13 protein-coding genes and 1 pseudogene are annotated in these 14,335 nt (G+C 36.8%); 2 read left to right on the forward strand and 12 right to left on the reverse strand.

Annotated features, from left to right (window positions below; all coding sequences use genetic code 11):
• Positions 1 to 140 precede the first annotated feature (140 nt).
• Positions 141 to 1,052, forward strand: a complete 912-nt coding sequence (locus LQ50_RS13715; protein ID WP_034630341.1) for a cupin domain-containing protein — start codon at positions 141 to 143, stop codon at positions 1,050 to 1,052.
• A 136-nt stretch (positions 1,053 to 1,188) separates the two neighbouring features.
• Here LQ50_RS13715 and LQ50_RS13720 read toward each other — a convergent pair whose 3' ends face one another.
• Positions 1,189 to 1,548: a YidH family protein gene (locus LQ50_RS13720; protein ID WP_034630343.1), complete on the reverse strand. Its 360-nt coding sequence runs from the start codon at positions 1,546 to 1,548 to the stop codon at positions 1,189 to 1,191.
• Between the two features lie 343 nt (positions 1,549 to 1,891).
• Between LQ50_RS13720 and LQ50_RS13725 the strand changes: the two genes are divergently transcribed.
• The gene (locus tag LQ50_RS13725) at positions 1,892 to 2,233 is read left to right on the forward strand and encodes a hypothetical protein (protein ID WP_034630346.1); all 342 of its coding nucleotides are present in this window, start codon (positions 1,892 to 1,894) and stop codon (positions 2,231 to 2,233) included.
• Positions 2,234 to 2,249: 16 nt separating this feature from the next.
• On the opposite strand, the pseudogene LQ50_RS24990 reads toward LQ50_RS13725, so the two are convergent.
• The 11 genes and pseudogenes from LQ50_RS24990 to LQ50_RS13775 form a co-directional block, all read right to left on the reverse strand.
• Positions 2,250 to 2,387, reverse strand: a pseudogene (locus LQ50_RS24990) (glycine/betaine ABC transporter); the annotation flags it as partial.
• A gap of 358 nt (positions 2,388 to 2,745) precedes the next feature.
• Positions 2,746 to 4,035 carry a (Fe-S)-binding protein gene (locus LQ50_RS13730; protein ID WP_034630348.1) on the reverse strand — a complete coding sequence of 430 codons (1,290 nt, stop codon included), beginning with the start codon at positions 4,033 to 4,035 and terminating at the stop codon, positions 2,746 to 2,748.
• Positions 4,028 to 5,440 (reverse strand): FAD-binding oxidoreductase, encoded by a 1,413-nt coding sequence (locus LQ50_RS13735; protein ID WP_052144764.1) that lies wholly within the window; start codon positions 5,438 to 5,440, stop codon positions 4,028 to 4,030. The genes LQ50_RS13730 and LQ50_RS13735 overlap by 8 nt, the downstream gene beginning before the upstream one ends.
• Before the next feature lie 17 nt (positions 5,441 to 5,457).
• A complete protein-coding gene (locus LQ50_RS13740; protein WP_034630350.1) occupies positions 5,458 to 6,882 on the reverse strand; it encodes an NAD-dependent succinate-semialdehyde dehydrogenase in 1,425 nt (474 codons plus the stop codon).
• Between the two features lie 15 nt (positions 6,883 to 6,897).
• Positions 6,898 to 8,172: an aspartate aminotransferase family protein gene (locus LQ50_RS13745; protein WP_034630352.1), complete on the reverse strand. Its 1,275-nt coding sequence runs from the start codon at positions 8,170 to 8,172 to the stop codon at positions 6,898 to 6,900.
• On the reverse strand, positions 8,165 to 9,835 hold the full coding sequence (locus LQ50_RS13750; protein WP_034630479.1) for a M20/M25/M40 family metallo-hydrolase: 1,671 nt from the start codon (positions 9,833 to 9,835) through the stop codon (positions 8,165 to 8,167). Before LQ50_RS13750 ends, LQ50_RS13745 begins: the two co-directional genes overlap by 8 nt.
• Positions 9,836 to 9,898: 63 nt before the next feature.
• A complete protein-coding gene (locus LQ50_RS13755; protein WP_034630355.1) occupies positions 9,899 to 10,852 on the reverse strand; it encodes a D-2-hydroxyacid dehydrogenase in 954 nt (317 codons plus the stop codon).
• A gap of 75 nt (positions 10,853 to 10,927) precedes the next feature.
• Positions 10,928 to 11,272, reverse strand: a complete 345-nt coding sequence (locus LQ50_RS13760) for a cupin domain-containing protein (RefSeq protein WP_034630358.1) — start codon at positions 11,270 to 11,272, stop codon at positions 10,928 to 10,930.
• Positions 11,273 to 11,283: 11 nt separating this feature from the next.
• Positions 11,284 to 12,564 (reverse strand): TRAP transporter large permease, encoded by a 1,281-nt coding sequence (locus LQ50_RS13765; protein ID WP_034630361.1) that lies wholly within the window; start codon positions 12,562 to 12,564, stop codon positions 11,284 to 11,286.
• The gene (locus LQ50_RS13770) at positions 12,561 to 13,034 is read right to left on the reverse strand and encodes a TRAP transporter small permease (RefSeq protein ID WP_237563714.1); all 474 of its coding nucleotides are present in this window, start codon (positions 13,032 to 13,034) and stop codon (positions 12,561 to 12,563) included. The genes LQ50_RS13765 and LQ50_RS13770 overlap by 4 nt, the downstream gene beginning before the upstream one ends.
• Before the next feature lie 204 nt (positions 13,035 to 13,238).
• Positions 13,239 to 14,279, reverse strand: coding sequence for a DctP family TRAP transporter solute-binding subunit (locus LQ50_RS13775; protein WP_034630365.1), 1,041 nt, complete (start codon positions 14,277 to 14,279; stop codon positions 13,239 to 13,241).
• Positions 14,280 to 14,335: the final 56 nt, after the last annotated feature.

Here is a 14,335-nt window from a genome sequence, read left to right on the forward strand (position 1 = left end):
ATCCATTACATGTTTATCATTCCTCAATTGTTCTCTTTTAGTGCAAACACCTATTTCACACCAAAGATACATTATGTAAGTACCTTCTATTTAACTGGGCATATGATAAGTTTGATAACACATTGAAAGGATTGAACAAAATGTATCAAATGCCTAAAAATTCTCCTCATCCAATTTTTGATTACAAGAACCATCCTACTCGTTCCTCAAGCTATCTTGTAAGAAATGGACAGGATCAACATATAGAAACGATTCTGTCAGGAGTGAAACGACAAGCTTCAGCTATTGACCTTTATAGACGGCTAGCAAATACAGCGCCCAATCAAAAACATAAAACGGATCTTCTTCAAACGTTAGAGTCAAAAAAAGCCCAGTTGAAACACTTTACTCAATTTTATGGTAATCTTACTGGCAGACATCCTGAGTACCAAATTGACAAACTTCCCTTTCAACACTATAAAGAAGGCCTCCAATTGGCCTATAACTTAGAAGTGGAGGGATGTAATGACTATCAGATAAACTACTGGCACCGAAACGATCCATATATTCAAAATGTATTATTGTGGGCTCTACAAAGCGATCAAGAGAATGCTTCTAGATTACTCTCTTTATACGAAGAAGAGGAGAACTATCGTTTAACCGATTATGGACCAGAGCCATTCGTCGTTAATATTGAAGAGGCGACAAAGGAAAACTCCACATTCAGAACCGCTATATGGACAGGAGAACATTTGCAAGTGACGTTAATGAGTATTGAGGTAGGTGAAGATATTGGATTAGAAAGACACCCACATGTAGATCAATTCCTCCGTATAGAAGACGGGCAAGGGCTAGTACAGATGGGGCCAAGCCAAGATCAACTTGATTTCCAAACAGAAGCTTTCGATGACTTCGCTATTATGATCCCTGCTGGAACTTGGCATAATGTCACTAACATAGGGAATAAGCCACTTAAACTCTACTCCATTTACGCCCCTCCCGAGCATCCACATGGAACTGTCCATGAAACAAAAGCTATTGCTATGGCTGCTGAAGAGGACCATCATCATTAATCAGGCTCTTGTAACGAGTTTTTTCATCACATAAGGGGGTGTTAGATAGGTTTTCGTGCCAATCCCCCTTTTTTATTTTTTTGTTATTTGTCAATAAACTTCTCACTCCATATCCCCTAAAAGGATAAGTTGCATGTTAATTTACAAGATATAAATAGTAAAAAGCAAACAAAATTAAAATAAATACCACCACTGAAGTCATGAAAACAATAAATTTAAATGACGAATGAAATGTCTGAGTATTAATCGATTTACGGTTTCGAAAATAAATATACGTTGCAAGAGCAATCGTTAAAAGTCCCAATAACAAAGAAAATAAACTCAGAAACATTGCTAGGGTATGATCTAAATATTCATTGATCGGCGTATTAAAATGTAAGGTTGTTGCCAAAAATCCCACACCAATAATAGCAATTGCCGTTCTAATCCATGCTAGATAGGTTCTTTCATTTGCTAAGTGTTGTTGTATATATTTCGATTCATCTGTCTGTTTCATTTACTCGCCCCCTTTCACATCGCGTTACACCATTATCTTCAGTATCTACCTTTGCGATATGTCCATACGCCACCAATGGTTGCAAAGAGTACTTTAATAACACTAATTCAAGAAACCTAAGTACGTCGCATTAGTTGTTTCCGCCATTACTTCTCCATCTAAGAAGTGGTCAGCATCATAATGTGTATACTATACGAGCTAACATACATACTATTCACATACTTTTTTAACAATTACATACAAGGTCAGATCTATTCAACGTAGATTGGTGATAATATAATAGCCTTTAGAACAATATACAGAGACGAAGAGGCCTTTATACTCAACTAACCGGAGGAGAACATTGAGAGCTACTATTTATTTTGACTTTATTGACGATAGTGAAAAACCCATTTGGTATGTATTAGAATTTGAAGATTACTTAACATGGGATCAGACCATTTATTTTAGGCCGATGGGACCTTTTGAGAAGAAGGATTCACACGATTTTGATGAAAATAACGCTGGTGCTACCGTATTAATTGATGATTTAAAACAATCGTTATTTCAAGAGGGCCATTTGGGTATTAACCTGCCTAGCATCAGAGATCGGTTAGAAAGGGAAGGTTTTTATACTGATCAAATCAAGTCATTGGTCATGCAAGTAGGGGATATTGAAGAAGTGATGCAATTAGAGTCGTATTAGGAGAGTTGTTACTACTTATGGTTAACCGGATTGTTGGTGGCATCGCAAAAATAACCGATGCAAACACTCCAGGTACAACTCCAATGTTAAAGAAAAAGATAGCTGGAATTAGGTAAACGAATGCGGGCATCGTCTGCATTAGCTCCAGTATCGGTCCCATTTAAAAGTACATATTTCTCTTCAAAGAATCTTTAGTCAAGTAAATGTGCACAAAGACGATATGATACTTACAATTTCATGTTGTGTATGCTAAACTATTCATGTCCTTCACAGGGCATACCACCTTCTTTGGTGAGATAAAGCGGTCGGGAAATCAACTTTATCCTACCATGAAGTGAGGTTTTTTTATTACCACGCTAGAAACTCTTTTGCCCCCCCGCATAGCCAGGGTTTTTCTAAACTATAAAACAAAGCAGCGGCCTATTCTCGATAGTATATCGGGAATAGGCCGCTGCATTTTTCTTCATGTTGATAGAGCTAAAGTATTTTTATTCCTTCATCTAATTCTGATACTATTCACTTGCTTCCATTAATAAATCGACTAAATGAACAACCCTAACGCGCCCTTCAAGCTTTTCTCGTTTAATTCCCATTTTCATTTGAAGAAGGCAACCTGGATTCGTAGTTACGATTGTTGTCGCTTGTGTAGGTTTAAACTTTTCCATCTTGGAATCTAATATCTCCATTGACTCTTGATAATTAACGATATTATAGATACCCGCAGAACCACAACAGCCATTATAGTCTTTCATTTCTTTATATCGAATTCCAGGTATACTGTTTAATAATTTAAGAGGTTCATCATGTACCTTTTGCACATTGGATAGGTGACATGATGGCTGGTAAGTAACGATATCCTTAACTGATTTAGTTAAAGTCAATCCATCTAACTCATAAAGTACTTCGCTAATATCTTTGGATTGATTGACAAAACGCTTAGCCCTTCCACTCCACTCTGGATCATTTTCGAATAAGTGGTCATACTCTTTCAACATAGCTCCACAACCACCAGCATTATTAATCACGTAATCAATTTCTTCTTTTTCAAAAACCTCTATATTTTTCCTCGCTAAGTTTTTAGCAACAGATACATCACCAGCATGAGAATGTAATGCCCCACAGCAAGTCTGCTTTTCAGGGATAACAACCTCAGCTCCCGATTTCTTTAATAGATTAATGGTATTTTGATTTGTCTCATAAAACATTGTATCCATAATACAGCCGGTAAACAAAGCGACTTTTATTCTCTTTTTCCCTTCTGCTTTTACGACAACTTTACGTTTCTGCCGTTGATTAGGTGACGTAATTTTAGGCATAATCGCTTCAAATTTTCCTAAATTAAGCGGTGCAATTTTGAGGATTTTTATATTCTGTACAATATTCTGAAAACCAGAAACCTGATAAAACCACATCAGGTTGCCTAATAAGTTCATTCTTGAGGGATTCGGAAACAAATCATTGAATATAAAGTTTTTTGCTACCCTTTTCGAAAATGACAATTGCTGGTTATCGGAAAGAACCTCTTTGGCGCCCTCCAGTATTCTTCCATATTCCACCCCGGTTGGGCATACTACTTGACAGGCTCTACACCCTAGACATTTATCAATTGGATCACGAATTTCTTCTAAATTTAATTTTCCTTCCGCAGCCATTTTGACAAGATTAATTCTGCCCCTTGGGGAATGCGTTTCCTTTCGCATCGTTTCATACGTGGGACATGCTGGTAAACAGTAGCCACATTGGACACAGTCAAAAGTATACTCATACCCTATTTTTTTCTGTAATTCGTTTAAGTTAGTCATCTGTTAAAACCAACTTTGAGACCCCTGGGGTAGGAAATATCTTCTTTGGGTTCATAATATTATTGGGATCCCATGCCTCTTTGACCCGTTTCATCATTTCTAAACCATCGATTCCTAACTCTTTTTCCATATAAGGGGCTTTCATTGTTCCAATCCCATGCTCACCAGATAACGTGCCCCCAAGTTCAATAGCTGCTTCAAAGATTTCAGTAACCGCATCTTCTACACGTCTCATTTCTTCTTGGTCTCTTTTGTCAGCAAGGATATTTGGATGGAGGTTCCCGTCACCAGCGTGACCAAAAACAACAAGGTCAATAGCATATTTTTCTCGAATTTCGATAAGTCGTTCAAACATTCGAGGAATCTGGCTCCTTGGAACAGTTGCATCTTCAGAGATTTTAGTCGGTTTTATCTTTGTAATTGCTGGAGAAACCAGTTTCCGTGCCTCCCATAACTTTCCTCTTTCTTCTTCAGTAGTGGCCACTTTCACTGTACGAGCATGTAATTGTTTACAAATCGTAGCAACTTCTTTAATTTCATCTTCAATTGCTACAGGATGACCGTCCAATTCAATTAAAACAATGGCCGCGGCATCTGTTGGATAGCCACTTGGTTTGAAATTTTCAACAGCTTGAATACATGACTGATCCATAATCTCCATAGCTGCGGGAAGAATACCTGATGACAATATAGTGGAAATGGAAGCGCCTGAATCAACAAGTTGATCAAAAACTGCCATTAGGGATACACTCTTCTTTGGTTTTGGGATTAAACGCAAAGTTATTTCCGTAACAATCCCTAATGTCCCTTCTGAACCTACAATTAATTTTGTTAGATTATAACCTGTTACATTTTTAATTGTCTGCCCACCAGTACGAATTAGTTTTCCTTCTGGTGTGACAACTTCCAATCCTATTACATAATCACCTGTGATTCCGTATTTTAAGCCACGAGGTCCCCCTGAATTTTCCGCTACATTTCCACCTATTGTTGAAACGTGAGCACTACTAGGATCTGGAGGATAAAAGTAACCTTTTTCTAATGCAGCCTTTTGGATTGAAGCCGTTATCACTCCTGGAGAAACGATAGCTATTAAATTTTCAGAGTCAATTTCAAGCTTTTGATCCATTTTCACCATGTCAATGACGATTCCACCATCAACTGGAAGAGGGCCTCCACTTAAACATGTCGCTTGCCCTCTTGGATATATTGGAACTAGATATTGATTGGCAAGTTTTACAATATCTATAACTTCATCACTATTGATTGGTTGGACGACGCGTTCGGGTAAATAGTACCCAAATGATCCGTCAAAAGCATAACTATGAAGGTCTGCTTCTTTTGATAATATTCTTTTCTGATCTGTAATGATGTTGTCTAGTGCCTTCTTCCAATCTTTTGACATAACATTACATCCTTCCGTTATCCAATATTAATGGATACAAACTTCTCTTCTAAATAATCTTTAATTCCGTATTTTCCACCCTCACGTCCATTCCCACTTTGCTTAACCCCACCAAATGGAGCTTGAGCTGTTGTAGGGATCGGATCATTAATACCAACAATACCGTACTCTAATCCTTCGATTACCTTAAATGCCCGGCTCAAATCATTCGTAAAACAATAAGAGGCCAATCCGTATTCTGGATGGTTCGCTTTTTCAATAGCTTCTTCTACTGTCTTAAACGTAAAGATTGGTGCTACCGGCCCAAATGTTTCTTCTATGGCGATTTTCATATTATCATTTGCAAAATTTATCACAGTTGGCTCATAAAAATTTCCTTTTCCTTGGATACTTACTCTTTTCCCTCCACAAAGAATCTCTCCTCCATGTTTGAGAGCATCTTCAATATGTTCTTCTACCTTGTTAATCCCTTTTTCATCAATTAACGGACCAATTTCTACACCAGCTTCGAGCCCATTTCCAATTTTTAATTTAGATACTTTCTCAGCTAATTTTTTACCAAACTCCTCAGAAATGGTCTCTTGAACATAAATTCGGTTCGTACAAATACACGTTTGACCAGCATTACGGAATTTACTTGCAATCACCCCATCAATGGCCAAATCGAGGTTTGCATCCTCAAAAATAATAAACGGAGCATGACCTCCAAGTTCCATCGAAACCTTTTTCACTGTATCCGCAGAATCCCTTATCAGTTTCTTCCCAACTTCAGTAGAACCTGTAAATGTGATTTTTCTAACCTTTGAGTTTTTTGTCATCTCCCCAGCAATTTCTGTAGCTGATCCACTTACTAGATTTATTACTCCTTTTGGTAAGCCAAGTTTATCAAAAGCCTCAATAACTTTAAGTGCTGATAAAGGGGTAGCTGATGCTGGCTTTAGAACAACCGTACAACCTGCAGCAAGAGCTGGAGCAATTTTTCGAGTAAGCATAGCGACAGGGAAATTCCATGGAGTTATAGCTGCAACTACTCCGACTGGCTCCTGGATAACCATAAGGTGTTTATTCTTAGCAGATGCCGGAATGGTATCTCCATAAATTCTCTTTCCTTCCTCTGCATACCAATCTAAATAGTCAATAGCAAGGTTTACTTCTCCTTTGGCTTCCGTAAAGGGCTTCCCCATTTCAGTCGTAACCGTACGTGCTAGTGCATCGGCATGCTCTCGTAAATAATCAGCAGCTCTTTTTAAGAAGTCCGAACGCTCTTTAGCAGGCCTTTTTTTCCATGCAGCAAAAGCTTGATCCGCAGCATCAATCGCACTTTCTACATCTTTTGCCCCAGCAGATGCTACTTCCTCGATAACTTCTCCCGTCGCTGGATTTTTTACAATTAATGATTTTCCTGAAATTGAATTAGTCCATTCGCCATTAATATATAACATAAGTCTCTACTCCCCCTATTGAGTTAATCCTTCTTCGACAATTTTTAATGCATAGTCAATTTCCTCTTTTGTCACTGTCGTTGGTGCAATGAAACGAATTACGTTACGCTCAGTTCCACACGGAAGCAAAATCAGTCCTTTTTCAAGTGCGTATTGTCTTAATTTATTGATTCTTTCTGAGTCCGGTAGACCTGTTTTTGTTACGAGTTCCATCGCTAACATTAACCCTAGTCCACGTACATCTCCAATACCTTCAATTGTTTGTTGCAATTCTAGTAATCTGTTTTTAAAATACTCCCCTTGTTTCATAGCATTTTCTAGTCCGTCTTCTTCTAATACCTGAATAGTTGCGAGGGAAGCAGCGCATGCAATTGGATTCCCTCCATAAGTACCACCATGAGTTCCAGCTGGCCACTGCTCCATAATTTCTCTTGATGCAACCAGTGCACTAAGCGGAAAGCCAGAAGCAATTCCTTTTGCTAAGGTTAAAATATCAGGTTTCACCCCAGAGTGTTCATAAGCAAACATTTTTCCAGTACGACCAAATCCTGTTTGAATTTCATCAAAGACCAAGAGAATTCCGTATTGATCACAGATTTCGCGTAAGCGCTCTAAAAATTGCTTCGGTGGTACAATATAGCCACCTTCACCTTGTACTGGTTCAATAATCATGGCAGCAACACTTTCAGGAGCAACTTGGAATTGGAAAACTTCCTCAAGATGAGCAAAACATCTTTCAACCTCTTGTTCCTCTGTTAACCCAGTTCTGTAAGCATAGGGATATTCACTGTAATAAACACTTGGTAATAAACCCTCATAATCTTTTCGATAGGCTGAATTGGAGAAAGTAATCGATGTAGTACCGATCGTTCGGCCATGAAACCCTCTTTTAAATGAAATTACAGCTGGACGTTTCGTCACTTTCTTTGCTAATTTAATGGCCCCTTCGTTTACTTCAGCACCACTATTACTAAAGTAAACCATTTGATCTCCGCCATTTAACTCATTTAGCTTCTCTGCTAGTTCTATATAGGAAGGATAATAGACAACGTTATGCCCACCGTGGATTAATTCTTCAAGTTGACTCTTTGCCGCTTCAACAACTTTGGGATGGTTATGGCCAACATTCGTTACAGCAACCCCACTTGCAAAGTCTAGATACTCTTTCCCATCTTCACTTGTTACATAACTCCCCTTTGCTTTAACAATCCCTATTTCTGTAGCTCTCAAAGCTGTTGGTGGAGTAACCTTTGCTGCTCTTTCAAATAATGACACCTTTGTTTTATTCATTATGATCCTCCTCATTTAACATCTCTTTTGTAACTTGACGAATTAATTTAGGCAAAATGTGAAATGTATAAGGTTTGTATACTCTCTCCGACCATTGGTGAGCATCTTTACCGTAAACACCCATATTAATAGATGGAATATTTAATTGTCTTATTCCATTTACGGGGACAGGATAAATTTTATCCCATTCAGGAAAGTTTTTAACTAAACTATTAATCTCTTCATCTGTATCATGTAATGATAAGTAGCTGCTATCTGATAAATAAGGAAAGAACTTTTTCATAGAGAATTTTTCACCGGTTTCTATTTCGGTTTCTTTTAGAACTCTGTCAATCACTTCGTATTTTTTTCTCTCTTTTTCATTTTTAATATTCAAGTAATTATGAGGACAGTATGGAGGGGCGAAGAATACGATAACCCTTGGCTTTTTTTCTGGATCTTGCTTCAATAGTTCTTCGATAATCTTAAAACAAAGCATTCTAGGTTCTAAATTACTATTTTGATCGACTACTTTTCTCGAAATAGATTCCGTATCTATCCCTTTTTGAGATAACTCATTAATCAATTCACTATAGCTATCGACTTCTGTTTTCCATGATATTTTTGAGGACGGAAGTCCTGTAATATTCAAAAATTCACTATATTGTTCAAATAACTTACTTTCCACTTCTATACAGGATTCTTTCGCAATATTTAATAGTTTTTCCATCACACTTTTCGGATTATCTTCGTAAATAAAATAATTAAAATAAAGATAACTAGTTAATGCGGTTTGTACATTGTAAAAGTCTTTATTATCTCTTTGAAATAAACAAGAAGGTGGTAAGACTAATTCATCTTTAATATTTTCTGCAAGTTCCATATTATTATTGATCCTGCGATTAATCTCTGCTGAAATATGGGTAGGATCCACCCCTGTTAAAGTCTCACCAACATGAGCTTCTCTTCCATAAATAAAAAAGCAGGGCAATAACTTTCCAACGGCTCCTGTGTGAATATAGCGGTTGGGATCCCCATCATATAACGGCGTACAAAAATCATTATTAATTGCCATAACGTAATCAAGTTCTTTTTCTTTTTTTAAACGATTTAATTCACTAATGGAGCAAATCACACCCGTATGTTCATTTTCTTCCACAGGATTAATCATTAAAAGTACATTTCCCGTTAATTCCTCTAGATGCTTAGAAAAATGAAGAATATTTGTAAGATGAACAGCTATTCCACTTTTCATATCAACTGATCCGCGTCCAAACATCCAGTCCCCCGAAAGAGCAGCTTGTTGAATTTCTACATTTTCTTCATAGGTAGAAAAAAAAGCTTTTATTTTCTCAGGATTAAAGGCATTTTCTTTCTGGGCTCCAAAGTCTTCAATCCCAACTGTATCGGAATGACTATGATAAATTACTGTTTTATCTGAAGGACCCATAATAAGAGCAAATATATTTTTTCTTCCCAATTCATCATTTTCTAACTTTTGTTCCCAAACATATTCTGGATGATTGCTGAAATATGGAATATGATATAAAAAAGCTTTAATAAAGTTTGCAATATCGACTTCGCCTTTTGTTCCATTTATACTTTTTAATCCTACTAATGTAGTTGTTATTTTTTCAATTTTTTCAGGATTATCAAGGTCCTTTATCTCTTCATATAAGGCCATTGCCTCTTGCCCATACTCTGAGTTAGCGTAACTTTCTTCTACTCTCAAAAGATTTCCCCCCTTTTAATAATAACGATCCAAATTGACGACATTGATCATATTAAAACGTTCTTGTGTCATAAATTCCGTGTAATTTTGATTAAAAATTTCCATACAACGATCTATATAGCGACCTGATTTGGCTGACATATGTGGTGTGACAACCACATTCTCTAGTTCCCAAAACGGATGTCCCTTTGGAAGGGGTTCTTCGATAAATACATCAAGAATGGCTCCTTTTATCTTTTTCTCATTAAGTATATTGTAAAGAGCATCCTCATCCATTAATCCACCACGACCGACATTAATTAGTACAGCATCTTTGTTTAATTGAATAAGGACATCTTCCGAAAAGATTCCCTTTGTCGTTGGTGTCAATGGCAGGATAATCGCAACATAGTCATAATCTCCTATCCTATTAAAGGACTGCTCCATGGTGAATACCTCGTCGAATGGAGCTACCTGTTTACCTAACGAATTGACGCCATGAACGGTCATATTAAATAACTTTGCTTTTCTAGCAAGCTCTGACCCAATGGCCCCAGTACCATAAATGAGCAACTGACCTTCGTTAAGTTCACCAACAAGATTATCACGATCCCAAACTTGTTGTTTTTGGAGCTCGATATACCGATGAAAATGTTTTGCAAAGTGTAACATCCCTCCAATAACGAATTCAGTCATTGGGATGGCATGAATTCCTCGAACATATGTAACAAAGATTTGCCGCTGTTTGATGGCTTCAAAGGGCAAGTCCTCTAACCCTACACTTAATAGCTGTATCCACCTGAGTCGGGGGAACCGGTCCAAGTTTTCAGCTGTTAAGTCGTTTCCAAATGTAATTAATATCTCTACCTTTTTTGAGACCTCTGTGTCTATTTCTTCTATATTGAAATAACTAACTATTTGTTCCCCGTTTTTTTTATAAAACTCTTGAAGATGTTCTTCGGTAAGTTCATCTGTTGTACTAACTATCAAATGCCTCTCCCCCCAAAAAGTTTTAATGCGAATGGAAATTCACAAAGGTCGCTCCTCACCTAATGGAACTATGTATTACCCTTGACGAACTATTGCTATAATTTCCATCTCGTTGTCATTTGGATTTTCTAATCCATGGCTTTGTCCAACCTCAATTACACAGATAGTTCCAGGATTAATTCGAACTCGCTCTTTTTGATTATTAATAAAATATCCTTCACCTTTCAGTACATAATAAGCCTCTGCTTCTCCAACATGTTGATGAAAGCCTATAGAGGTTTGTGGTTTAATGATTACTTTTGCGAATAGGGAAAGATCCCCAAACTTATCATCCATAGTTAATACTTTTTCAATTTCTATGGATCCCACACCACCATGAGGATTATTAATTAGTACTTTTTCTATTGAGTTTCTGACCATTAATTCACCCTCTATCCAAAAATTTGCGGAAGAATTGTAGATATGCTTGGAACAAAAATAACGATTAGAACTATAAGAGCTACAATACCAATTATGTGTAATATATATGGAAGTGTATTTTCTATTCCCATATTTTTATCAGTTATACTACACCCTGCAATTAAGGATAATCCAACTGGCGGCGTAATATTGGCTAAGGCAAAGTTCAATATTAAAACCATTCCAAAATGGATAGGATCTATTCCATACTGCATAGCTATTGGCATAAAAATTGGGCTAAGTAAAATTATTAAAGACGTCACTTCTGTTAGAGTTCCTAAAATAAATAAAATCAACGAAACCATTAATAAAAACTGAATAGGCGTACTTGCATACTGTAAAAAGAAATTAGAGATCATATCAGGAATTTTATTAACAGTTAGGACATAACTAAATGAACTTGCAACTGAAATAATGACTAGTATTGAAGCAGAAGTGATTGCAGAATTGATCATTATTTCCTTGAATTTATTAAAGGTTAACTCACGATAAAACATAGCCAGTATAAATCCGTATAATACTGCTATGACTGCAGCTTCTGTTGCTGTCACTAGCCCACTAAAAATACCACCTAGTATAAAAACGGGAGTCATTAACGGTAAAAAGGCCTCTTTACATATTCGCAAAAATTCTATACCACTACTTTTTGTTTGCTCAACAACTCCATAACCTTTCCTCTTAGACATGTATCCTGCATAAATACAAATAAATATTGTTAGTAGGATCCCTGGTAGAAGGCCTGCGATAAATAGTTTTCCAATTGAAATATTTGTTGATATCCCAAGGACAACCATGGTTATACTGGGAGGTATAATTAATCCTAGAACACCAGCAGGGCCAATAATACTAGCAATAAAGGCATTGCTATACTTCTGTTCTTTCATCCTAGGGACTAGTACTGAACCTACAGCAAAAGTTGTTGCAACTGTTGAACCAGACACAGCACCAAATAATGTACTAGTAACTACCCCCGTCATAGCTAAACCACCTGACAGCTTACCTACAATTGCATTTGCTAAGCGCATTAATCTTTTCGTTAATCCACCTTTTCCCATAATATTTCCTGCTAATATGAAAAGTGGTAACGCTAATAGAGAAAAGGAATTTACCCCAGCAAACATTCTCTGCACCATTATCTCAAATGAAATTCCTTGTAGAAACATCACTCCGATCGTAACAGTCCCCATCGTAAAGGCAATAGGCATGCCAAGGAAGAGAAGAACAAAGAAAGAAATTAGAATAATTAAAATCATATTGTCGTCTCTCCTTTTTTAGAGAAATCCAACATATTGACCAATAAAAAATAAATAGAAAATATGGAACTAATTGGTATCACACAATAGAATAATCCCATTGGCAACTTTAATGTTGAAGATGTCGTTCCCATTGATAAGATTGATAGTTTGAAGCCATACACCATGAGTACACAAAAAAATACGATCATAATCCCATGAATAATTAAGCCAATCTTACTACGAAGATTTTTATTGACTAAATTTACGAAGTAATTAACTGACAAATGCATCTTCTCGTGTAGCGCCAAGCTTGCTCCTAAAAAAGTTAACCAAACAACTAAAAGTCGTGCTAACTCTTCCGTTCCAGGTAAAGATACTCTGATAAATCTTGAAAACACTTGAATAAAAACAATAATAGTTAATCCTGTAATTGCTATTATGCAAAGTATGGCTAATAATTTAACTATCTTTTCCGTAAATTTCGTCAACATAAAATTCTCCTTTAATTTGAATCAATTCCTGTAGTTGACTCCTGCAAACCCAAGAGTTTTTAGAATATAAAAAAGTAGCACTACCAAAAGCCTTAAACAGTTTAACAATCTATTAGAATAAAAGAAATTCAACAATTTATCATTAAGACAATTTTGTTCCTCCCTGTTTTAGTAACATAATATAAACAGGGAGGAAAAATTTTACCAACCAGAGGCAGCTCTATAAATGTTCATTAGCTCTTCCCCAAAAGTTTCTTTTTCCCACTTATCATATACAGGCATCATTTTTTCACGGAAGGCTTCTGTATCTACGTCATCATTAATGATCATCCCTCTTTTAGCCAACTCCTCAAGATAATCATCTTCACTGTCGTTATTAATTAACTGAAGTTCTTTAGAAATTCTGTCTCCTTCATCAAGGATAACTTGCTGATCCTCAGGTGAAATTTTCTCCCACGTATCGTTATCTATAACCATCATAACGGTATTATAAAAATGTCCTGTTAGTGATAAATAATCTTGTACTTCGTCAAATTTAGGGGCAACAATATTAGCAAGAGGGTTTTCCTGAGCATCTAGAGCACCCTGTTGTAAAGCACCATAAACCTCACTAAACGCCATAACAGTCGGCATGGCTCCTAATTGCTCAAACGCATCAACGCGTAAACTTGTTTCCGCAACTCGAATACTCATGCCTTCCATATCTTCTGGAGTAACAATTGGCTTTTTATTATTTGTAACATGTCTAAATCCCCACTCTAAATAAGAAACCTTAGTCATCCCTTGTTCATCCATGACATTTGCTAAGTACTCACCAAATTCTCCTTCATACGCCGCACGAGCGTGTTCAACGTCTTTCCACATATATGGTAAATCCTCAATAGCCATACGCATGTCTAAAGCTTGCATAGATCCCACCATAATAGCTGCAGATTCCATAGTACCTAACCGTACTTGTTCTAACATTTCTGTTTCAGAACCCAATTGACTATTAGGAAAGATGTCAAAGTTTATACGTCCATCTGTTTTGTCATGAACTGTCCCAGCCATCTCAAGGATTAAATCAGCGGCAGGGGTACCCTCCGATAAAGCATGTCCTAATTGTAAACTGATAGACTCTTGCTCAGGACTGTCTTGACTACTTGAATTCGCCGTAGCTTCCTCTGTAGTTTCGCTTGAACATCCAATAAGAGCTATTAGCAATAGTAATGTGCTTACAATACCAAAAGTGATTCTTTTCATCTTTTTTCCTCCCTTTTACATCCTTTATAGAATTACTAAATTACCTCAATGCTATA

Origin of the sequence: Halalkalibacter okhensis (genome assembly GCF_000787375.1) — a bacterium.
Classification (GTDB): Bacteria; Bacillota; Bacilli; order Bacillales; family Bacillaceae_D; genus Halalkalibacter; species Halalkalibacter okhensis.